Below are 21,587 nucleotides of genomic sequence, written 5' to 3'. Positions count from 1 at the left end.
GGACGATATGGGTCTGTTCAAGTTCATCAAGGAGGCCGGAGCGAAGATCTTCGGCGGCAGCGCGGCCGCGGCCACGCCCGAGAAGCTGCAGCAGGAGGTCCAGGGCCATGGGTTCGACGCGAGCAAGCTCGGCATCCAGGTCGAAGGCGACAAGGTGAAGCTGTCCGGCCAGGCGACCAACCAGGAGGAGGCCGAGAAGATCATCCTGTCCCTCGGCAACACCTATGGGGTGGCCGAGGTCGACACGAGCGAACTCCAGGTGCAGCAGCCCGCGCCGACCTCGACCATGTACACGGTCCAGAAGGGCGACACCCTCTGGGAGATCGCCGAGAAGCACTACGGCAAGGGCAAGGGCGCGAAATACACCGAGATCGTCAAGGCGAACTCTCCGCCGGTCAAGGATCCGGACATGATTCAGCCCGGCTGGGTGCTGCGGATTCCGCCGCTCGCCTGACGGGGCGGCCCGATTGCGCTCCTCCCTGCGAAGCCGGTATGAGTGTGACCCGCCGCAGGGAGGATTTTTCATGAGCGAAGCGCCCAAAGTCATCGATCTCGACCGCGAGGCCGTCAAGCAGGGCCTGCAGGAGGGCTCGTTCGTGCTCGTCGACGTCCGCGAGCCGCACGAATTCGCCGCCGGCCACATCCCCGGGGCCGTGTCCCATCCGCTCTCCTCCTTCGATCCGTCGGCGCTGCCCGAGGGCAAGCGAATCGTGTTCTCGTGCGCGGCCGGTGTCCGATCCGTGCGGGCCATCGAATTCGCCCAGGCGGCCGGCCGCGACATCCGCGAGCACTACAAGGGCGGGTTCAAGGATTGGGCCGCCTCCGGCGAGCCTGTGGAATAGGCTCCCGGGACGCGCACCTCACATAGATGTGTTCTAAGGTAGAGTGCTCAAGCTTGGCGAGATGTGCCCTAATGCCGGCCCGCTGACGATGCTTCGTCCGGACCGCATCGATCGCGCCCATGAGGGGAAGGAACATATGAAGTCTACTATTCTCGTCGCCAGCCTTCTGGCGCTCGGAGTGACGGCCGCCATTGCGCAAAGCAATGTGGTCGAGCAGCGCCAGGGTCTCATGAAGGAGATGGCCGCCCAGACCCGGCCCATCGGCGGCATGATGCGCGGCCAGGAGCCTTTCGATCTCGCCAAGGTTCAGGCCAGCCTGAAGGTCCTCGCCGAGAACCCGAAGAAGTTCGTGGCCCTGTTCCCCGAGAACTCGAAGGACGCGCCCAAGACCGAGGCCCTGCCGTCCGTCTGGGAGAACAAGGCCAAGTTCGAGTCCTATGGGAACAAGATGAGCCAGGATGCCCAGACCGCCCTGGCGACGATCAAGGACGAGGCCTCGTTCAAGACGGAGATGCCGAAGGTGCTGCAGAACTGCGGCACCTGCCACAACGAGTTCCGCAAGAAGAGCTCGTAAGGCCTGAGAAGCTTTAGAATGGGCGGCCGTCGGCCGCCCGTTTCGTTTGGAGAACGGCATGCGCAAGGCGATCGTGGCACTTCTGGTTCTGGTCCTGGTCGGGGCGGGGGGCTTCTGGGGCCTGACCTCTCCGGCGGCCTACGCCCTCATCCGGGGCAACGGCCAGGCCTCTCCCGAAGCCGCCTCCGGGCCGGCCCGCCAGCCCAACACGGAGAACGGCCGCACCCTGTTCTTCGCGGGCGGCTGCACCTCCTGCCACGCGGTGCCCAACCAGGACGACAAGTTGCGGCTCGGGGGAGGTTATGCGCTGAAATCGCCGTTCGGCACCTTCCACGTCCCGAACATCTCGCCCCACAAGCAGGACGGCATCGGCTCCTGGACCACGGCGGATTTCGTCCGCGCCATGCGCCAGGGCCTCTCGCCCGACGGCCGCCATTACTATCCGGCCTTCCCCTATACCAGCTATCAGCGCATGAGCCCCGAGGATCTCGGCGACCTCTTCGCGTTCATCATGACGCTTCAGCCGGTCGCAGGGCGGGCCCCGGACCACGAGCTGCCGTTCCCCTACAACATTCGCCGGGGCCTCGGCCTGTGGAAGCTCGCCTTCCTGGACGGCCAAGCCTTCCGGCCGGATCCGGCCAAGTCCGAGAGCCTGAACCGGGGCGCCTATCTGGTGAACGGGCCGGGCCACTGCGCCGAGTGCCACAGCGAGCGCAACATGGCGGGAGCCATCATCGAGGAACGGCGCTTCGCCGGCGGCCCCGATCCGGAGGGGCGTGGGACCGTGCCGAACATCACCCCGCATCCGACCGGAATCGGCGGCTGGACGCCGGACGACCTCACGACCCTGCTGAAGACCGGCGAGACGCCGAATTTCGACACGGTCGGCGGACCGATGGGCGCCGTGGTGGCCAATACGGCTCACCTGCCCGACGGGGACCGTCGGGCCATGGCCGAATACCTCCTGTCGCTGCCGCCGAAGCAGGGCTTCAAGAAGCCGGAGTGACGGGGCGGTTCGGCGCTCGACCGCGTCGGGGACGGCTCCATCGATTGCTTCCCTCCGTCATCACCGGCCTCGTGCCGGTGATCCCGGTTGTCTGAAGCGTGGAGCCTCGCCGGATCGGGACGGCCGGGACGAGCCGGGCCATGACGTCGGAGAGTGTCGGACCTGGACGACCCGGGAAGCGAAGCCCCGGGCGTCAATCCATCACGGCGGCCTTCAGGATGCACACCATGGTGGCCCGGCCCGGCGCATCGCCGATGCAGCGCACCGAATGGGGACGGTCGCAGCGATAGCGCAGGCTTTCGCCGGCCTTCGCCTGCTGGATCACGCCGCCGACCTCGACCTCGAACTCGCCCTCCAGGACCGACAGGCATTCCACCGAGCCGCGCTGGTGGCTGTCGGAATCGAGCACCCCGCCGGGCTCCGACTGCACGTCGTACCATTGCAGCCACTCGATGGTCTTGAGCCAGCCGATGATGGCCAGGCGCATCTTGCCGTCCTCGGACACGAGGATCGGGGTGTCGGCCTTGGAGGATTTCTCGATGAAGGGCTCCTCGTCCCCGGAGGCGAGAACCCGTTCGATGGAGACGTCCAGAGCCTGGCTCAGCCGCCAGATGGTGGCGAGCGTCGGGTTGGTCTCGTTGCGCTCGATCTGGCTGATGATCGACTTCGCCACGCCGGATTGTTCGGCGAGTTCCGACAGGGACAGGTTGTAGGCCTTGCGCAGCCGCTGGATCGTCTTGCCCATGTTGCCGGACAGAACCTGCGCACCCGTCTCCAGGTCCCGGCTCCGCTCTTTGCCCTCGACGCCCATCACTGCCTCTGTTCCGAAATAGAGAACGTTCGTTCCTCAAAACGGTTGTGCGGGAATCGGCCGAACGGGTCAAGCGCCGGAGGCGCATGGCCGTCGCTTTTCAGGTTCAGACCCCGGGCCTCTGGGGCGCGACCTGCAGGGCCCTGGTCCGGAGGAGCCCGAGCCGGTGCTCGCGCCAGACGATGAAGAGGCCGGTCGCGGCCACGATGGCGGCGCCGACCAGCACGGTCAGGGTGGGCAGGTCACCGAACATGAACCAGCCGAACAGGAGCGCCCAGATCATGGTGGTGTATTCGAACGGCGCGATCACCGAGGTGTCCGCATAACGGTAGGATTGCGTGACCAGGATCTGGCCGACGCCACCCAGGATGCCGATGAGGACGAACAGGGCGAGGTCCGTGGAATCCGGCATGCGCCAGCCCAGCGCCAGGGTGCAGAGCGACAGGCCGGACGCCATGATGAAGAAGTAGAACACGATGGCGCCGGTCTTCTCCGTGTCGGTCAGGCGCCGGACCTGGATCATGGCGCCCGCCGAGCAGAAGGCGCCGGTGAGGGCCAGCATGGCGCCGAGCGTGGGACCGGCGTTCAGGTCCGCGCCGAAAGTCCCGACCTTCAGATAGGGCGACAGCATGATCAGCACGCCCACGAACCCGATGCCGACCGCCGTCCACCGGTAGGCGCGCACCGTCTCCTTCAGGAGGAGCGCCGCCAGGATCACCGCGATCAGGGGGGACGCATAGCCGATCGCGATGGCGTCGTGGAGCGGCAGGTAGGAGAGGGCGGCGAACCCGAGATACATGGCACCCGTGCCGATGAACCCGCGCTTGAAGTGACCGACCACGTTCCGCGTCCGCACCGCGTTGACGAGGTCTCCCTGCCATCCCAGCCACAGCAGCAGCGGCAGCAGGGCGAAGGCCGAGCGGAAGAAGACGATCTCTCCGACAGGGTAGCGGGCGGCGAGCGTCTTGAGGGTCGCCGACATCATCGTGAAGACGACGGCGGAGGTGACTTTGAGGGAGATCCCCAGAAGAGGTTTCACGGGAGAGGGGTTTTCACGGCTGGCGTCGCTTGGAAGGGTGCAGCCAACCACGGACGGGCCGTCCCGTGAACCCCCAATCGGTGCGCAAACCCCTGCGCCCGGCGCATGGGTTCGGATGCGGCTTCAGGGCAGGGGGTGAGGGCAAGGGTTCAGGATTGGACCGCCCGCGAGCGCTTGACATGGGATCGGACGAATCCGATCGCCGTCAGGATCAGCCATGCCGTCTGGGTCACGAAGGACGCGAGGTTGAAGTCGAACAGCAGGGAGTAGAGGATCAGCAGCGCTCCCAGGGCATTGAGGAGGGCATAAAGGTTGTCCTCGACCTTCAGGGCGCCGAGCTGCAAGAGCCCATAGGCCGACAGGTAGGCCACAACCCCGACCAGCCCGACGATGTCAGGTCCGTTCATCCACGATCTCCGCCGATCCGACGACACGGCTCTACGGCAAACCGACCGTTCTGGGAACCGGACTTTTCGCCCGAGGCGGGACCGGGACGCAGCGCCTGTCCGCGCTCGCCCGTTCAAGCTGCCCCTTCCTCCGCCCCTCCGCACGTCATGGCCGGGCCACCCTGACCCCTCTCTGTCCTGCCACTCTCTCACGTCATGGCCGGCCTTGTGCCGGCCATCCCGATCTTTTGGGGCGCGGCGCCTCACCGCATCGGGATCACCGGGACGAGCCCGGTGATGACGTGAGAGGGTGGCAAGGGCCGGTGACAACAACCTCCCGGTCATGGCACCCCCCGCCTGTCCCGCCACCCTCCGCACGTCATGGCCGGCCTTGTGCCGGCCATCCCGATGCGGTGAGGTGCGGCGCTTCACCGTATCGAGATCACCGGGACAAGCCCGGTGATGACGGGGAGACGGTGGCGTTCCTGTCGGTGACGGCAGAGGGAGGGCGCGCTCCGTCGGACCGGCCCTGGACTGCGGGGCAGGGGCTGCCGTCACAAATCTGCAGGAAAACCGTCACGGCGACGAGACGCGAATCCGTTTGGCTGTTCTCCAGCAAGCCCGCCGGAGAAGCCCATGGCTCAGGATGTGAATGCTCTGCGCGTACGGACGTTGTTCCTGTCCGACCTCCATCTCGGCACGAAGGGCTGCCAGGCGGACGCGCTGCTGGATTTTCTCAAGGCCTACGACGCCGACACGATCTATCTCGTGGGCGACATCGTCGACGGCTGGAAGCTGAAATCCGGCTGGTACTGGCCGCAGGCCCATAACGACGTGGTCCAGAAGCTCCTGCGCAAGGTTCGCAAAGGCGCCCGCCTCATCTACCTGCCGGGCAATCACGACGAGTTCCTGCGCGACTATATCGGGGTCAATCTGGGCGGGATCGAGCTGGCCGATTACGCGGTGCACGAAACCGCCGACGGCAAGCGCTACCTCGTGATCCATGGGGACCAGTTCGATCTCGTCGTCAGGCATGCGCGCTGGCTGGCCCTCCTCGGAGACGGAGCCTATTCGGCGGCGCTCTTCGTCAACACCTATCTCAACATGGTGAGGCGCCGCCTCGGGCTGACCTACTGGTCGCTGTCGTCCTGGGCCAAGCTGCGGGTCAAGAACGCGGTGAACTTCATCAGCCGGTTCGAGGAGCTTCTCGCCGCGGAGGCGCACCGGCAGCAGGCCGACGGGGTGATCTGCGGGCATATCCATCACGCCACCATGCATGACCAGTTCGGGGTCGCCTACGTGAACACGGGTGACTGGGTCGAGTCCTGCACGGCCGTGGTCGAGCACTACGACGGCTCGTTCCAGCTCATCCGATGGACGGAGGTCCAGCTGGAGGTGACCCGGAAACCGGACCTGGCCGCCCCGGCCATCAGCGAAAAGGCCGCCTGATGCGCCTCCTGATCGCAACCGACGCCTGGCGGCCCCAGATCAACGGGGTCGTCCGCTCCCTGGAACACATGGCCTTCGAGGCGCCGCGCTTCGGCGCCGAGGTCGTCTTCCTCACGCCCGAGCGGTTCCGCTCCGTCCCCATGCCGACCTATCCGGAGATCCGCCTCTCCCTGGTGGGGCCCGGATCCGTCGCGGGAATTCTCGAGGACGTCCGGCCGACCCATGTCCACATCGCCACGGAAGGACCCATCGGGCTCGCGACCCGGTTGACCTGCGCCCGCCAGGAGCGGGCCTTCACCACGAGCTACCACACGCGGTTCCCGGAATATGTCGCGGCCCGCACCAGGATCCCGGAGGCCTGGTCCTACGGGGCGCTGAGGCGCTTCCACCGGGCCGCCCGCGCCATGATGGTGAGCACGCCGTCCCTGGAGCGGGAGCTGGCCGGGCGCGGCTTCGGGAACATCATGCGCTGGACCCGGGGCGTCGATACCGGCCTGTTCCGGCCCCGAACCGACCGGATCCTGGACGCGGCCGCGCCCATCTTCCTCTATGTCGGGCGCGTCGCGGTGGAGAAGAACCTGGACGCGTTCCTGAGCCTCGACCTGCCCGGCGCGAAGGTCGTGGTCGGGGACGGCCCGGCCCGCATGGACCTCGAGCGGACCTATCCCGAGGCCCGGTTCCTCGGGGCTCTCACGGGCGAGGATCTGGCCCGGGTCTACGCCTCGTCGGACGTCTTCGTGTTCCCGAGCCTGACCGACACGTTCGGCATCGTGCTGATCGAGGCCCTGGCGTCGGGCCTGCCGATCGCGGCCTTCCCGGTCACGGGCCCGCTCGACGTGATCGGACCGTCGGGCTGCGGCGTCCTCTCATGGGATCTGCGGGAGGCCGCCCTCGGGGCCCTCGCAATCCCGCAGGAGCGGTGTCGGGCCTATGGCGAGACCTTCACCTGGCAGGAGAGCGCCCGGCAGTTCTTCTCCAATATCGAGAAGGCCCATTCCGATCACTAGCTGCCTCTACATCAGGAAGGCAGGGTGCGGGTGGAGATGCTGGGCCTTCTCACCCTCGAAAGGGCCGGCTTCCAAGGTGACTTCCGTCCGGTCGATCTCCACGCGGCTGTGATCGATCAGGCTCTGGACCGCGGTTTCCACGTCATGAAGCGTCGACACCAGGCGCCGGATGCGCTGCTCGGCCGCTTCCTGGAATTCCGCCTCCGAGAGGCCGTTCATGGGGTCGCCGGCGTCGAGCGCCGGAAAGGACCGGACCTCCGCCTTGGTCTGCCGGATCAGGGCAACCAGCTTCTCGAGAACGGCCCTGAAGGGCTCGGCCGCCCCGGCGTCGAGCGGCTTTTCCTTCAGGCGGCTCAGCGCCTCGAGGATGGCTTGCGTGTCCGCATGGCGGTTGCGCCTGGCGAATTCCTTCAGGAACCAGCGGCCTCGCGCCGTCTCCATGACGGCCGTTTCGATGGTGTCGAAATCCAGGTCGCCGAACGTGACGTTGGTCTCTTCATCGGGCATGGTTGCGCAATCCATCTCGGCCGGGTTTGATTCCTGTCCCCAACAGATGTGCGCAAAGCGCTCGCAAGCTCAACCCCTGCAAGGCCTTCAGGGGTAGTCTTGCACCGCGTTCTTGCTCCTTTCGCTCCGTTGACAGACCTCAGAAGACCATTGTCCTGATGCATCCGCTGAAAGCTCTCGAACTCCGCCTGGGCGCGTTGCAGGCCGCCAGCTTCACCAGCCACGGAATCTACCTCCCGTTCTTTCCCCTGTGGTTGCAGAGCAAGGCGCTGTCCCCGACCGTCATCGGGCTCGTGGTGGCCATCCCGATCATCGTACGGATCCTGGCGACCGCGCCGCTCCTGAGCCTGGCGGACCGGTCGTTCGGGGCAAGGCGCCTGCTTCTGGCCAGCCATCTCGGCCAGCTGATCGGCTTTCCGCTGTTCCTGCTGGTCGACAATGCGGCCCTGATCATGGTCCTGGTGGCCCTCGTGGCGGTCGCGCAATCCTGCGTCATCCCGGGCAACGATCTCGTCTCGACCAACGCGGTCCAGCGCCATCCGGGGTTGAACTATGGCCGGATCAGGGGCGCCGGTTCGGTCGCGTTCTTCATCGCCAACATCGTGGGCGGATATCTGGTCGGCGCCTTCGGTCCGGACGTCGTGATCGTCGCCCTGACACTCATTCCGGTCCTGGGGCTCTCGGCCACGCTCATGGCCGTCCCGAAGGAGGTTCCCGAACCCGCCGGCCCCAGCGGCCCGCCGCACGCGACAGCTCCGGCCAAGCTCCCGCGGATCCTGTGGCTGGTGCTGATCGCAGGAGCCGCCACGCAGGCGAGCCATGGGGCGCTCAACGCCTTCGCCAGCATCTACTGGCGCTCCGCCGGCTTCTCCGACGCGGTCATCGGCTATTTCTGGGCCGCCGGCGTGATCGCCGAGATCCTGGTCTTCCTCTATCTCGGGCGCCATGTCGGCCGAACGTCGGGCATCGGCCTGATCCTGCTGGGATCGGCCGCCGCGGTTGTTCGGTTCAGCATCATGTCCCTGGGGCCCGGGGCGGAGGTCACGGTCGTGCTGCAGACCATGCACAGCCTGTCCTTCGCGGCCACCCATATCGGCACCATGGCGGCCCTGGCGGCGATGGCGCCCATGCAGGCGAGGGGGCGGGCGCAGGGAATCTACGGCTCCCTGACGGCTCTTGCGATTGCGGCCTCGACGATCGTCAGCGGCATGATCTACAGCCAGGCGGGGGCCGGCGTCTTCGCCGCGATGGCGCCCTTGGGCGCCATCGGGCTCATCCTGATGCTGGTCGTGGTCCGCCTCCAAAGGGGTCAGCCCCAGAGGGCCGGCTCCGGCGGATAGACGATGCTGCCCTCGTAGCGCAGGCCCGGCTCCCGGTCCTTCGCGAGGAGGAGAGGACCGTCGAGATCGACGAAGCGCGCGCGCGGCGCGAGAACCAGGGCCGGCGCCATGGCGAGCGAGGTGCCGACCATGCAGCCGATCATGAGGGAGAAGCCTCTGGCCTCCGCGGCGTCGGCGAGCGCCAGGGCTTCCGTCAGGCCGCCCGTCTTGTCGAGCTTGATGTTGACGACCTCGTAGAGGCCGACGAGCCGGTCGAGGCTCGCCCGGTCATGGACGCTCTCGTCGGCCAGGATCGGGACGGGGCGCGAGATCCGGCCGAGATGCCCGTCGGCCTTGGCAGGCAGAGGCTGTTCCACCAGGGCATAGCCCTCGTCGGCACAGGCCGCGAGGTGTCGCTCCAGGTTCTCCTCGGTCCAGCCCTCGTTGGCGTCGGCGATCAGGGTGGCCTGGGGCGCCGCCCGGCGGACGGCCCTGATCCGGTCGATATCGCCGTCGGGCGCGCCGAACTTCACCTTGAGGATCGGCCGGTCGGCCGCTTTGGCGGCGGCTTCCGCCATGCTCTCGGGCGAGCCGAGGCTGATCGTGTAGGCAGTGGTCGCCGGCGGCCATCGGGTCAGCCCGGCGGTCAGGTGGGCGCGGATTCCGGAGCGCTTCGCGTCCAGGTCCCAGAGAGCGCAATCGACCGCGTTGCGCGCCGCGCCAGGCGGCATGAGGCCCTGCAGCGCCTCTCGGCTCAGTCCCGCCTCGATCTGCGGCCGGATGGCCTCGATGGCTGCCGCCACACCCTCGACCGTCTCGCCGTAGCGGGGGTAGGGCACGCATTCCCCATGGCCGACCGCCCCGTTCTCGGCGATCGCCGCGGTGACCACCACGGCTTCCGTGCGGGAGCCGCGGGCGATCGTGAATGTTCCGGCAATCGGGAATCGGTCGATGGATACGGTGAGGGTGCGCATTCTCTTCGATCTCTGCTTAACTTCGTCTCGACTTGTGGCGCAATGACACGCTATCACCAAGCGGAATCAATGCCGAAGGGATGATCGTGGCGCAGGGCACCTTGGCTCGAAAGCCGGAAGTCGCAATCGACCGCGCCGGGGGGCAGACGACGGTCCGGCTCTCCGGTCCGTGGACGGCGCCTCATGCCCAGACGGTCGAATCCCTGGTCCAGGAGATCGAAACGGACGCGGAAGCCTTTCCCCTCGTCCTCGACCTGAGCGGCGTCGAGCGTCTCGATACCCTCGGCGCCTGGACGCTCAACCGCACGCGCCACGAAATGTCCGGCAAGGGACAGGTCGATTTCGCCAATGCCACGCCGGAGCAGAAGATCCTGCTGGACGAAGCGGCCTTCCGCGACTTCCAGGGCCCGTCGAAGCCACGGCATTCCCGGGTGGTCGACTTCCTCGTCGATGTGGGTCGGAGCGTCGCCGGCGCCGGCCGGGACATGGTCGGCGGCGTCGGGTTCCTGGGCGAGCTCATTGCCGCGCTGATCCGCGTGATCGTCCATCCCCGCCGCTTCCGCGGGACGGCGGTGATCAACCAGCTGGAGCAGATCGCCTATCGGGGCGTTCCGATCATCGTGCTGATCTCGTTCCTGGTCGGCTGCATCGTCTCGCAGCAGGGCATTTTCCAGCTCGTGAAGTTCGGGGCGACCCCTTTCGTCATCGACCTCATCGGCATCCTGGTCTTGCGCGAGCTGGGAGTCCTTCTGACCTCGATCATGGTCGCGGGCCGCTCCGGATCCGCGTTCACGGCCGAGATCGGCTCCATGAAGATGCGGGAGGAGATCGACGCCCTGCGGGTCATGGGCCTCGATCCCATCGAGGTTCTCATCGTGCCGCGAATCATGGCGCTGGTGATCGGGCTTCCGCTCCTCACCTTCATCGCGTCGATCGCGGCGCTCGTCGGCGGCGGACTGACCACCTGGGTCTATGGCGATATCAGCCCGGACATCTTCCTGAACCGCCTCCGGGCCGCGGTCAGCCTGAACACCTTCCTGGTCGGCATGATCAAGGCCCCCTTCATGGCGCTGGTGATCGGGATCATCGCCACCCTGGAGGGCCTGGCGGTCGAGGGCTCGGCCGAGTCCCTCGGGCGTCACGTGACGTCCTCCGTGGTGAAGGCCATCTTCATGGTCATCGTGCTCGATGGCGTCTTTGCCATGTTCTTCGCAGCGATAAATTACTGACATGATGCTCGAACGGCGCCCCTCCGACCCGACCAAGAACCGCGACGTGATCATCAGCGTCCGGGGGGTCGAGGTCGGCTTCGGAGAGAGAACGATCCTCAAGGGGCTCGATCTCGACGTCTACCGCGGCGAGATCCTGGGCTTCGTCGGCGGCTCGGGCCAGGGCAAGTCGGTCCTCACACGGGCCATCCTCGGGCTCGTGCCCAAGCGGGCTGGCACCATCCAGGTGCTGGGTCAGAACCTCGACGACCTGTCTCCCGAGGAACGCCGCCAGCTCGAGCGGCATTGGGGCGTGCTGTTCCAGCAGGGTGCGCTGTTCTCGGCCCTGACCGTGAAGCAGAACATCCAGGTCCCGATGCGGGAATATCTGCACCTGTCGGACCGGCTGCTCGACGAACTGGCCATGCTCAAGATCGAGATGGTGGGGCTGAACCCCGACGCGGCCGACAAGCTGCCCTCCGAGCTGTCCGGCGGCATGATCAAGCGCGCCGCCCTGGCGAGGGCGCTGGCCCTCGACCCTGAGATCGTTTTCCTCGACGAGCCGACATCGGGGCTGGACCCCATCGGAGCAGGCGAGTTCGACGACCTGATTGCGACGTTACAGCGGACTTTAGGCCTGACCGTATTCATGGTAACCCATGACCTGGACAGTCTCTATTCGGTCTGCGACCGGATAGCGGCTCTCGGCGAGGGAAAAATTCTTGCCGAGGGTCCCATCGAGGTGATGCTGGAATCGGATCACCCGTGGCTTCGCTCTTATTTTCATGGGAAACGGGCACGCGCGGTCATGGCCGGCGGCGCGTAAGGGTAACGATGGAAACGCGTGCAAACTACGCCTTGATCGGCCTTTTCACCCTGGCGGTGATCGCAGCCGCCTTCGGCTTCGTCTACTGGTTCTCCGGAGGCGAGCGGGGGCAGGCGCGCCAGAGCATCCGCATCGTGTTTTCCGGCTCGGTCTCCGGGCTCTCACAAGGGTCCAGCGTGTCCTTCAACGGCCTGCGCGTCGGCGAGGTGACGGGCCTGGACCTCCTGCCGGAGGATCCCCGCCGCGTGGTCGCCATCGCGACGGTCAACAGCAATACGCCGATCCGGTCCGACACCCGCGCCCGCCTGGAATACCAGGGCCTGACCGGCGTGGCGAATGTGGGCCTGTCCGGCGGCGAACCGGGCGCCCCGCCGCTCGTGGCCGGTCCCGGCCAGCCCATGCCGACGATCTTCGCCGACCGCTCGGACTTCCAGGATCTGATCGAGACGGCGCGCAACATCGCGCGCCGGGCCGACGACGTCCTGGAGCGGGTCGGGCGGGTCGTCTCCGACAACGAGGGGGCCATCAGCCGGACGATCCAGAACGTGGAGCGCTTCTCCCAGGCTCTGGGCGAGAACTCGGAGGGCATCGACCGCTTCCTGGCCCAGATCGGGCAGGCGGCCGAGAAAGTCGGGCCTCTGGCCGAGAAGCTCGAGACCCTGGCGACCAATGTCGACGCGGTGGTGCGCGCCGTCGATCCGCAGCGCGTGACCCGCATCGTCGAGAACGTCGAGGGCTTCTCCCAGTCCCTGGGCGAGAACCGGCAGGCCATCACCAACACCTTGCGCAATGCGGACAGCCTCGTGGCCCGTCTCAACGAGACCGCCCCGAAGCTCGACAGCGCCGTCGGAGATATCTCGAACATCGCGAAGGCCATCGATCCGGCGAAGGTCGGGCGCACCGTGGACAAGGTCGAAGAGGTGGCCAATTCCATCGACGGCCAGCGCGTTTCCCGCATCGTCGAGAATGTCGACAACTTCACCGCGGCCCTCGGGGAGAACCGCCAGGTCGTGAGCGAGGCTCTCAAGGACGCGGCGAGCCTGATCGACCGTCTCAACGAGACCGCCCCGAAGCTCGATTCGGCCGTGGCGGAGATCGCCGAGATCGCCAAGGCGGTCGACCCGGCCAAGATCGGCCGTACGGTCGAGAACGTGGACACCTTCACCCAGACCCTGAGCCGCCGCAGCCCCGACATCGACAAGGCCATCCAGGAGGCGCGCTCGATCACCGAGAAGCTCAACAAGTCCGCCGACAAGATCGATGCCGTTCTGGCCGGGGCCGAGAAGTTCCTCGGCTCGGCGTCCGGGGAGGCCGGGAAGGGGGCCTTCGACGAGATCCGCTCGGCGGCCGTGGCCGTGCGTGACCTCGCCAACGACCTCAACACCCGGACCGAAGGCATCCAGGGCATTCTCGGTGGCGTCAACCGCTTCACGGAATCGGGCCTGAGGGAATACGAGGCTCTGGCGGTCGAGGGGCGTCGCACCCTGGGGGACATCAGCCGCGCCGTCAGGAGCATCGAGCGTAATCCACAGCAGTTTCTTTTCGGTGGCCGTTCGAATCTCCCCGAGTATAGTGGACGCCGTTAAGTAACCAGTATGCGTGGATCCTCCGTGTTAACCCCCCTGAACAATCGAGCCTGCCTGCTTCGGGGCCTTGCCCCGGCGTTGGTTCTGGCCGCCTTGACCGGCGCCTGCTCGTCAGGGCCGGCGCCGGCCACGTTCGACCTGTCGGCGCCGACCTCCCGAATCCGGGGCGCGGCAGGCGTTCAGGTCCTGGTCAACGAACCTGCGGCCCTGCAGGCGCTCTCGACCCAGCAGATCCTCGTGAAGGATGCCAGCGGCTCCGTGTCGTTCATCGGCGGAGGCCAGTGGGCGGACAATCTCCCGCGGCTGATCCAGACCCGCCTGATCAACACCTTCGAGAACGCTTCCCAGCTCCGGGGCGTCTCGCGGCCGAGCAGCGGCGCCATCGCGGACGTTCAGCTCATCTCGGAGCTGCGCCGGTTCGAGATCGCCACTCCGGACAACATGGCCGTGGCCGAGATATCCGTGAAGATCGTCAGCGATCAGAACGGTCGCATCGTCAACGGCCGCATCTTCCGCGCCAGCGTCCCGGCCAGCGCCGTGGACGCGCCGAATGCCGCCCGCGCTCTCGACGAGGCCCTGTCGGTCGTCATGCTCGACATCGTGCGGTGGGTGAGTTCAAGCCCGCTGCCCCGACGTGAGGAGCCCGGCGAAGTCGGCAGCCAGTCGCAGGCGCCCGACAAGGACAAAGTCCCGAGCTGACCGATCCCGCCGCCATTCAAAACCGGATCTGGGCTCCAGGTCTTCAGAGCCCAGATCCGGTAGTCCGGTCATGGCCTTGCGCGGACTTGCGGCTCCGCATCCTATTGCGGGGGAGCCGAACCGTCCGGAGAAGGCGCGTTCAGGGGCGGGAGATCGATGGACAGCGATGTCGGGGCCGTAGCGCTGCCGCCGTTGAGGTAGGCCTTCGTCACCTTGTCGACCCGCTGGCCCTATACGCATGGCCTTCTCCAATGCTGATGCATCGTTTCGGTCGCGATTCGAGCAAGGACGTGAGCCCGGTTGCGAAGGATTCCAGACAGACGCGCGGCTCAGGTCAATGCGCTGTAGAATGATATAGTGTTATCATTCCGTCGGCGGGAAACAAAGAGCGGATTATAGGGAACGCACAATGGACATGGACGAGTTGCTAAGGTCGTCCGCGGGACGCTCCTGGAACAAGCGTTACAAAGATCGCGCCCGATCACCAGCATTGATGGCCCGATACGAGGCGATGGCCGATAAAATCTCATTGTTTACGAGGGTTTAGCTGGTCGGTAAGGCGAAAACTCCTTTGATGACGAATTGCCGGCTTGGAAGTCACTTCCGTAGCGAGACTTCTCTCGCATCTTGCGAAATTGCATAGCTGCTATTGCCAAGCCGCAAGGACATCGATCCGCCCGGACTGTCCCGGCACTGCTCGCCGAGGGGGGGAGCGCATCGTGCGGACGCGAGCGGACCACGCTCGGGGCCCGAACGATGCGCCCCTTCAGGATGTGAGCATCGGGCAATCGGGATGGCCGGCACAAGCCCGGCCATGACGTGGCGGGTGTCAGCGCCGGACCTCACCACCTTCTCCGCGTCGTCACCGGCCTCGTGCCGGTGATCCCGCTTCTGAGAGGTGCCGCGCCCTTCCGATCGGGATGGCCGGGACAGGCCCGGCCATGACGTGGGAGGGTGTTCGCACCGCCTCACACAACCCGCCACGTCATCACCGGGCTCGTCCCGGTGATCCCGATACGAGAGGCGCCGCGCTTCACCGCATCGGGATGGCCGGGACAAGCCCGGCCATGACGTGGGGAGGGTGGCAGTGAGGCCGCAGGATGGCCGGGACGAGCCAAGCCATGACATGGCGGGTGTCAGTGCCGGCCCATGCCACCTTCTCCCCGTCATCACCGGGGCTGTCCCGGTGAACGCGATCGGAAGACCGCGGAGCGCATCCTGCGGACCAAAGCGGGCCGCTGAGGCGGCCCTCCGGGCCCGCCCCGAACGATGCGCCGGCCAAGAGTGGAGCATCGGACGTGAATCCACGTTTCACATCCGATGCTCTCGTCTTCATGAAGCGCGCAGTGTTGAGGTTGCGCCGGCGGCGAACACTGACGAGTCCGGCCGACTTGCAGCTGTGAAAGCTTGCAACGACCGTATGCGTCGATGGGTTTCGGCCTCGCCAGGGCGCGGCTCACGATGCGGCGATTCAAGGTTAACGTTTTCTTTAGGCTGTAGACACATAATAACGATGCTGCCGAGGGTTCTCGTCAGTCCGTGTGGCTTGCCGTGTGAAGAAGATCCCCTATGCAATTCATCAAGATTGCGGCCGTCCTTGGCCTTTTCGCCGCAGCAGGTTCCGCTGCCTCGGCTGCCGACCTCTCCCGCGTCTTTCTGCCTTCCCCGGCAATGAGCGGTTATCGGGAGACCTCCCGCGGCTGGTATCTGCGAGGGACCCTCGGCTATGTCGGATACAAACATCCGGAGGCGGACGTTGCAACCCAGCCTGTCACCGGTGACCTCAGCCGTGAAAGGTTGGACCCTGCCGCTGTTGTCGGCGCGGGGGTCGGATACCGCTTCAATGCCAATGTCCGGGCGGAGATGACGCTGGATCACACGTTTGACGCCCGGTTCAAAGGTGCCGTGCTGGCCCCTGGTCCCGGCACGACGTCCCTTGCGGATTCCGGTCGGTTCCAATCCTCGACGATCATGGCCAACGGCTATCTGGACTTCAGACCGGTGATGGGCGTGACGCCTTATGTCGGCGCCGGCATCGGCGTGGCCCACAACGTTCTCTCTGACCAGGTGCTGACGATCGACGATCCGCAGACCGGGGTCGGCGACTCGCAATCGATCGCCGGCGGCGACAACTTCAGTCTGGCCTGGGCATTGATGGCCGGTGTCGGATACCAGTTGTCGTCGAATGTCACATTCGATCTCGGATACCGTTATGTGAGTTTGGGTGACGTGAAAACCCGCACCTTTGACAACGGTGCCGGACTGGAGATGGAGTCGATCGGCGCCCACGAGGTGCGCGTCGGCGTCCGCTACACCTTCGATTGAGAATAAGGTCGGGTCGGACCCCTCACACGACCGAACGTTTCTTCCCATCCCCCGGGGCGGGGCAGCCCGACGCGGGTGGTCGAGCCGGATACAGGCACCGAGCTCCCTTCGATTTGCCGCAACGGCACCAGCAAGAACCCTGAAGCATCGGACATGAAAAGTGGACTTGCACTTTTGGGATCCATCCGATGCTCTAAAGCCCGCAAAGCAGAAACGCGGCCCGAAGGCCGCGTTTCGCATCTGATCGGCTTTGAAAGTTCCTACTCGAACCGCCCGCTCGCGTGGGCCAGCATGGTGTAGACCTTGCCGGTTTCCGACGTGAGATAGGTCTTCGTCAGCATGGAGTCGCGATCGTCGCGGGCCACCTCGGACAGGAGCCGCTCGAACTCCTCGACATACCGATCCACCGTCTGCCGGAATTCCTCATCCCGACGGTACTTATGGCGGATCTCGTCGAAGGTCTGCTGACCCTGCAGGGTATAGAGACGGCGGGTGAACACGTTGCTCTCGCCGCGACGGTAACGGTCCCACAGTTCGACGGCGGCCTCGTGATCGATCATCCGGGCGATATCCACCGAGATCGAGTCGAGGGACTCAAGGCTGCCCGTGCGGCCGCGCTCGGTCTTGGCCGGCGCGCGGGCCGGTTCCACGTCATCGTCGCGGGAGGCCCGGTTGAGAAGGTCCGAGAGCCAGCCGCTGCGGCCGCCCGCATCACGGGCCGGCACCTGGTCCCGCCGGGGGGCCGGGCGCTCGGCCGGCTGCGCCTGGCGGACCGGCGCAGGAGCGGGGTTTGGGGCCGGAGCGGGGCTTGCGGCAGCAGGGCTTGGAGCTGGAGCGGCCGGAGGCTTAGGCTCGGCCTGCCGGGCGACCGTCGGGCCGGGAGCCGGGGTCTGCGCGATGCGCTGCTCGACCGCGGCCGCGACTGCCGCCATGGTGGCGGCAACCGGCGTCTCGTTGACGGCCGCCTTGCGGGGCTGAGGAGCCGGGGCGGCATCGACGAGGCGGTTCGAGCGCGACACGAGAGCCGACAGCTCGTTGAGGGCCTTGATCTGATCGGCGACGACGCGGCGCATGTTGGCGCTCGCCTCTTGCGTCTCCTGCGGCAGCTCGACGACGCCGCGGCGGAGTTCCGCGCGGGTGGCTTCCAGCTCCCGCTGGATCTGACCCGTCATGCCGCGGAGTTCGCCCATGGTATCGCGGAACCTGGCGGTGGCGCTGGTCAGCGCCTCGGTCATCTCGGCCGCCGCCTGTTCGTAGCTGGTGCGCAGGGCGGCCGCCGTGCGCGTGCTTTCCTCGCCCGTGGTGGCGCGGATGCGCTCGAACTGCTCGCCGATGGCGTTCGTCGTCGTCTCCGCGGCTGCGGCAAGAACCGAACCGAGCTGCCGGGCCTTGGCATCGGCGTTCTCGAGAGAACCCTCCATCAGACTCGTGAAGGACCGGGTGACGGCTTCGAGTTCCTGCGAACGGTCCGTGATCCGGGCGAGGAGCTCGTCCAGGGAGTGCTGGCGGCTGGACAGGGCCTCGCTCATGCGCGCCTCGACGCGCTCCAGAGCGCTCGTCGCCTCGGTGAGGGTACGCACCTGATCCTGGGTGGTGTCGGTGAGCGCGCGGCCGCGCTCCTCGAGGCTCCGGGCCAGGTCCAGCGCCTGCTGGATGGCCCCGGAGGACACATTGCGCAGCGCGTCCACCTGATCGGCCACCTGGTCGGAGGCACGGCCCGTCTGGGTGGCGATTTCCGAGAGGAGCGACTCGATGTGCTGGACCCGCCCGGCCAACCCGTCCTCGACGGCGCCGAGATTGCTGCTGGCCGAGGCCGCAACCTGCTGGAGCAGGCGATTGGCATCCTGCAGGCGGCCGAGCACATCGGTGAGTTCGCCCCGCAGGCGGTCGCTGGTGCCGGCGAGGGTCTGGACACTCTGCTGAGTGCCTTCGTCGATGGCGGTGCGCATGGCCTCCGTCGATTGCGCGTAGGAGGCGGTCATCTCCATCGTGCGCTCCTGGAGGGAGGAGAGCAGGGTGGTGCTGCGTTCTTCGAGGGTGCGCAGGGTGGCTTCGCTGATGGCTGCGACTTCGCGGCCGATGAGGTCGCCATGGGTGCCGAGATTCTCGACCAGGGACGTGCCCTGGGTGTCGAAGAGGGAGCGGATCTCGTCGATGCGGCCGGTCAAGGAGCCGAGAACGGCCTGTCCGCGCTCGTCGATGGTCTCGGCGACGCCGGTGAGACGGTTGACGACCCGGTCTTCGAGCATCGCGACGCTCTGGTTGAGGGCGTTGGCGATCTCATCCGCGCGGCTCCCGAGGGTCTGGTTGATCTCGAATGCGCGGGTGCCCAGGGTCGCCGTGATCTCGTCGGCGCGCGTGCCGAGAACCTCGTTGATCGTGGCGATGCGGCCATCCAGCGACTCGCCGATCTGTTCAGCCTTCGACGCCAGGGTATCGGCGATCGAATTGGTCTTGGCGGCAATCGCCTGACTGATCTCGTCGACGCGTGCCTGGAGGGCGGTCGCCACGTCGCGCCCGCCCTCGGCCATGACACGAGCCATTTCGCCGGTGCGGATGACAAGAGCCTCGTTGAGGGCGGTGGAGCGGGCACCGAGAACCGTATCGACCCGCTCGACGATGGTGTCGAAGTTGACCGCGATCTCCGATGTGCGGCGGGTGGCATGCTCCTCGAGAGCCGCAAGCTGGGTCTCGATCGCGGTCGTCGCCTCGCGGGCGCGCTCGGCGAAGGACTCGGCCACGGTGCGGCCCTGCACGGTGATGAGACGGTCCATTTCTTCGAAGCGGCCGCTGATCGTCTCCGTCAGGCTGCCCACGTCCCGGGACATGCGCTCGGCCATCTCGCCGCCGCGGGCCATGACGCCCTCGAAGGCAGTGAGACGCGAGCCCAGGGTTTCTTCCATCTCGCGGGTGCGGGTATCGACCGTCGCGGAGAGGGTTTCCGCGGTGCGGTTGAGCACGTCGTTGACGCGCGAACCCTGGGACGCGATGGCGAGAACGATGTCCTTGGCAGTCGTGGCCAGGCGGGTATGCGCTTCGTCGGTGTGGCGGGAAAGGGCCTGCGCGAATTCCTCCCCTCGCGACTCGAAGGATGTGCGGAATTCCTCGACCTGATGGCCCATGAGCAGCGAGACGCGCTCGCCGGCCTGAGCCAGGCTGGTCTCCAGGGCTTGACCCTGGACGGTCACGGACTCGCTGACCCGCTGGCTCGCCGTCTCCAGGCGATTGGCGAGATCCTCCACGCGGGTTCCGATGGATTCGTCGGCAAGGCGCACCGCGCTCTCGAGCTGCTCGCGCACCTCGGCGCCGCGCTGGTCGATCTCACGGGTCACGTCGGCTGCGGTCGTCGCCAGGCGCTCCCGGAACTCGTTGCCACGCAGAACGATCTCATCGACCACGCCGGATCCGGTGGCGGCGAGCTGCTCGCGGACCTGCACGCCGCGAGTCGCGATCTCCTCGCCCACGGCGGAGCCGGCGGCGGCGATCTGGTCCCGCATTTCCGCGGTACGGGCCGAGATGTCGTCGGCAATCACGCCGCCGGTGGCTGCGAGCTTCTCCGTGATCTCGCTGCCGCGCTGGGCGAAGCTGTCTTCCAGGGTGCGGGCCGTCGACTCGAAGGCCTCGCGCACGTCGTTGCCCTGCTGGGCGAGCGCGTCGATCACGCCGCGGCCGGTTTCCGCGAGAGTGCGGGTGACCTGGCTCGCGCCTTCCTGGAGGTGACGGGTCAGGAGATCGCCGGTGCGCTCGAAGGCGCCCGTGATGTCCTGAGCCTTGCTCTCGAGCGCGCCCGTGATGATGGTGCCGACTTCGGAGATGCCGTTCTTGATCTCTTCGCTCGAGCCCGAGAGGCGTTCCACCAGCTCGACGCCGCGGCTTGCCATTTCCTCGACGACGCGCTCCCCGGCGCGGCCGAGGGCCTGGGTGATGTGATCGCCCTGCTGTTCCAGCGAGGCAGTGACCTTGTCGCCGGCGCCGCTGACGGCCGCAACGACGCGCTCGCTGGCGCCGTCAAGATCCTGAATGAGGGTCTGGTGCACCCCCGTGATCGAGCCGCGCACGCGCTCCGCGTTCGACACGATGGCCTCGCGCTGCGCCACGAGCTCGTCGATGAGCGAGCGAATGCGGATCTCGTTGTCGGAATAGGCGCGCTCCAGCGTCGAGATCTCGCTGCGCACGAGGGTTTCGAGTTCGCCGGCGCGGGCGAGAGCCCGCTCGACCCCGTCACCGACCGCCGCGACCTCGCGGCGCACGGCCTGCGAGACCGAGAGAACCGCGTCGGTCGAGAAGTTCTCGGGCTGGGCCAGACGCACGGCGACTTCGCCGACCGCGCGGGCCACCATCTTCATCTCCTGCGAACGGACGGTGAGCATCGCCGCGATGAAGAACAGGAAGACGGGTGCCACGAGCCCGACGGCGGCGAGGGCCAGCTGCGAGGTCGAGAAGGCGGCGAGCAGTTGTTCGGGAGTCGTAATGCCCTGCGTATAGACGAAGGCTCCGACGCCCCCGAGCCAGAGCAGGGTGGCGAGGGCGGCCATCCAGTAAGCGCGGCGGGAGGGGCGGATCTGAAGGGCCTGCAGCATCACGCCGACGTTCTGGCGGTCGTCATTGGCCACGGAGTTCCGGTCGGGGGCGATGAAGCCGGAGCGGGCCATGTCGTCGAGCCTGGGGTCGTGGTCGTCTGCCTGGGCGGACAGGGAATCGGAACCGAGACCGAAGGGACCCTTGGTGAAGTCGTGATCGTCGATATCGGGCAGCTTCGGCTCCTCGTACGACTTGCCGCCCGAGCGCTCCGGTGTGTGGATCACGAAAGTCTCTTCAAGATTGAGCGCCTGCTCGACAGCCGACAAGGCTGCCTCGGCCGGGTCCTTCATTTTCTTGTTCTCGGTCGCCATGATCCGCCCTCGTGACGCAACTGATGATGGTTGAAGCCGCCTTCACTCCCTACAACGACGAGGTGAATGCCTGGCTCCAACCGGTGCGGGATCCTGTCTTGGGAATTCCGCACGGTAATCTGTCATTTACCAAGCAA

General features: G+C 66.7%; 18 protein-coding genes. 12 read left to right on the top strand and 6 right to left on the bottom strand.

Going from position 1 to position 21,587, the window contains the following annotated elements:
• Window positions 1-7: 7 nt before the first annotated feature.
• The 4 genes from lysM to OCW50_RS03360 all read left to right on the top strand — a co-directional run bounded on the left by lysM (window position 8) and on the right by OCW50_RS03360 (window position 2,422).
• The gene (lysM, locus tag OCW50_RS03375) at window positions 8-454 is read left to right on the top strand and encodes a peptidoglycan-binding protein LysM (protein ID WP_262269729.1); all 447 of its coding nucleotides are present in this window, start codon (window positions 8-10) and stop codon (window positions 452-454) included.
• 70 nt (window positions 455-524) lie between these two features.
• On the top strand, window positions 525-842 hold the full coding sequence (locus tag OCW50_RS03370; RefSeq protein ID WP_262269730.1) for a rhodanese-like domain-containing protein: 318 nt from the start codon (window positions 525-527) through the stop codon (window positions 840-842).
• A gap of 136 nt (window positions 843-978) precedes the next feature.
• The gene (locus tag OCW50_RS03365) at window positions 979-1,416 is read left to right on the top strand and encodes a c-type cytochrome (RefSeq protein ID WP_262269731.1); all 438 of its coding nucleotides are present in this window, start codon (window positions 979-981) and stop codon (window positions 1,414-1,416) included.
• A 58-nt stretch (window positions 1,417-1,474) separates the two neighbouring features.
• The gene (locus OCW50_RS03360; RefSeq protein ID WP_262269732.1) at window positions 1,475-2,422 is read left to right on the top strand and encodes a cytochrome c; all 948 of its coding nucleotides are present in this window, start codon (window positions 1,475-1,477) and stop codon (window positions 2,420-2,422) included.
• A 193-nt stretch (window positions 2,423-2,615) separates the two neighbouring features.
• Here OCW50_RS03360 and OCW50_RS03355 read toward each other — a convergent pair whose 3' ends face one another.
• The 3 genes from OCW50_RS03355 to OCW50_RS03345 all read right to left on the bottom strand — a co-directional run bounded on the left by OCW50_RS03355 (window position 2,616) and on the right by OCW50_RS03345 (window position 4,679).
• On the bottom strand, window positions 2,616-3,233 hold the full coding sequence (locus OCW50_RS03355) for a helix-turn-helix domain-containing protein (RefSeq protein ID WP_262269733.1): 618 nt from the start codon (window positions 3,231-3,233) through the stop codon (window positions 2,616-2,618).
• A gap of 106 nt (window positions 3,234-3,339) precedes the next feature.
• The gene (locus OCW50_RS03350) at window positions 3,340-4,272 is read right to left on the bottom strand and encodes a DMT family transporter (protein ID WP_262269734.1); all 933 of its coding nucleotides are present in this window, start codon (window positions 4,270-4,272) and stop codon (window positions 3,340-3,342) included.
• A 149-nt stretch (window positions 4,273-4,421) separates the two neighbouring features.
• Window positions 4,422-4,679 (bottom strand): CBU_0592 family membrane protein, encoded by a 258-nt coding sequence (locus tag OCW50_RS03345; RefSeq protein WP_262269735.1) that lies wholly within the window; start codon window positions 4,677-4,679, stop codon window positions 4,422-4,424.
• Between the two features lie 615 nt (window positions 4,680-5,294).
• Here OCW50_RS03345 and OCW50_RS03340 point away from each other — a divergent pair.
• Together OCW50_RS03340 and OCW50_RS03335 are read left to right on the top strand one after the other, a co-directional pair.
• Window positions 5,295-6,107, top strand: coding sequence for a UDP-2,3-diacylglucosamine diphosphatase (locus OCW50_RS03340; RefSeq protein WP_262296439.1), 813 nt, complete (start codon window positions 5,295-5,297; stop codon window positions 6,105-6,107).
• Window positions 6,107-7,114 (top strand): glycosyltransferase family 4 protein, encoded by a 1,008-nt coding sequence (locus tag OCW50_RS03335; RefSeq protein ID WP_315974392.1) that lies wholly within the window; start codon window positions 6,107-6,109, stop codon window positions 7,112-7,114. The genes OCW50_RS03340 and OCW50_RS03335 overlap by 1 nt, the downstream gene beginning before the upstream one ends.
• A gap of 6 nt (window positions 7,115-7,120) precedes the next feature.
• Here OCW50_RS03335 and OCW50_RS03330 read toward each other — a convergent pair whose 3' ends face one another.
• Window positions 7,121-7,621 (bottom strand): hypothetical protein, encoded by a 501-nt coding sequence (locus tag OCW50_RS03330; RefSeq protein WP_262296438.1) that lies wholly within the window; start codon window positions 7,619-7,621, stop codon window positions 7,121-7,123.
• Window positions 7,622-7,779: 158 nt separating this feature from the next.
• Here OCW50_RS03330 and OCW50_RS03325 point away from each other — a divergent pair, with 158 nt between their 5' ends.
• On the top strand, window positions 7,780-8,961 hold the full coding sequence (locus OCW50_RS03325) for an MFS transporter (protein ID WP_262296437.1): 1,182 nt from the start codon (window positions 7,780-7,782) through the stop codon (window positions 8,959-8,961).
• Here the strand turns inward: OCW50_RS03325 and dgcA are convergent.
• Window positions 8,931-9,914, bottom strand: coding sequence for an N-acetyl-D-Glu racemase DgcA (gene dgcA, locus OCW50_RS03320; RefSeq protein ID WP_262296436.1), 984 nt, complete (start codon window positions 9,912-9,914; stop codon window positions 8,931-8,933). The genes OCW50_RS03325 and dgcA overlap by 31 nt on opposite strands.
• Window positions 9,915-9,994: 80 nt before the next feature.
• On the opposite strand from dgcA, the gene OCW50_RS03315 reads away from it, so the two are divergent.
• The 5 genes from OCW50_RS03315 to OCW50_RS03295 all read left to right on the top strand — a co-directional run bounded on the left by OCW50_RS03315 (window position 9,995) and on the right by OCW50_RS03295 (window position 16,558).
• Window positions 9,995-11,143 carry an ABC transporter permease gene (locus OCW50_RS03315; RefSeq protein WP_262296435.1) on the top strand — a complete coding sequence of 383 codons (1,149 nt, stop codon included), beginning with the start codon at window positions 9,995-9,997 and terminating at the stop codon, window positions 11,141-11,143.
• A gap of 1 nt (window position 11,144) precedes the next feature.
• Window positions 11,145-11,948: an ABC transporter ATP-binding protein gene (locus tag OCW50_RS03310; RefSeq protein ID WP_262296434.1), complete on the top strand. Its 804-nt coding sequence runs from the start codon at window positions 11,145-11,147 to the stop codon at window positions 11,946-11,948.
• An 8-nt stretch (window positions 11,949-11,956) separates the two neighbouring features.
• Window positions 11,957-13,534 carry an MlaD family protein gene (locus tag OCW50_RS03305; protein WP_262269742.1) on the top strand — a complete coding sequence of 526 codons (1,578 nt, stop codon included), beginning with the start codon at window positions 11,957-11,959 and terminating at the stop codon, window positions 13,532-13,534.
• A gap of 24 nt (window positions 13,535-13,558) precedes the next feature.
• A complete protein-coding gene (locus OCW50_RS03300) occupies window positions 13,559-14,233 on the top strand; it encodes an ABC-type transport auxiliary lipoprotein family protein (RefSeq protein WP_262296433.1) in 675 nt (224 codons plus the stop codon).
• Between the two features lie 1,569 nt (window positions 14,234-15,802).
• On the top strand, window positions 15,803-16,558 hold the full coding sequence (locus tag OCW50_RS03295; RefSeq protein ID WP_262296432.1) for an outer membrane protein: 756 nt from the start codon (window positions 15,803-15,805) through the stop codon (window positions 16,556-16,558).
• Between the two features lie 260 nt (window positions 16,559-16,818).
• On the opposite strand, the gene OCW50_RS03290 is transcribed toward OCW50_RS03295, so the two are convergent.
• Window positions 16,819-21,450, bottom strand: a complete 4,632-nt coding sequence (locus OCW50_RS03290; protein WP_262296431.1) for an apolipoprotein A-IV repeat region-like domain-containing protein — start codon at window positions 21,448-21,450, stop codon at window positions 16,819-16,821.
• Between the last annotated feature and the right edge of the window lie 137 nt (window positions 21,451-21,587).

This window comes from Microvirga sesbaniae (assembly GCF_025460805.1).
Classification (GTDB): Bacteria; Pseudomonadota; Alphaproteobacteria; order Rhizobiales; family Beijerinckiaceae; genus Microvirga; species Microvirga sesbaniae.
Note: the sequence above shows the minus strand (reverse complement) of the source record. Positions and strands in the feature narration are given on the sequence as shown.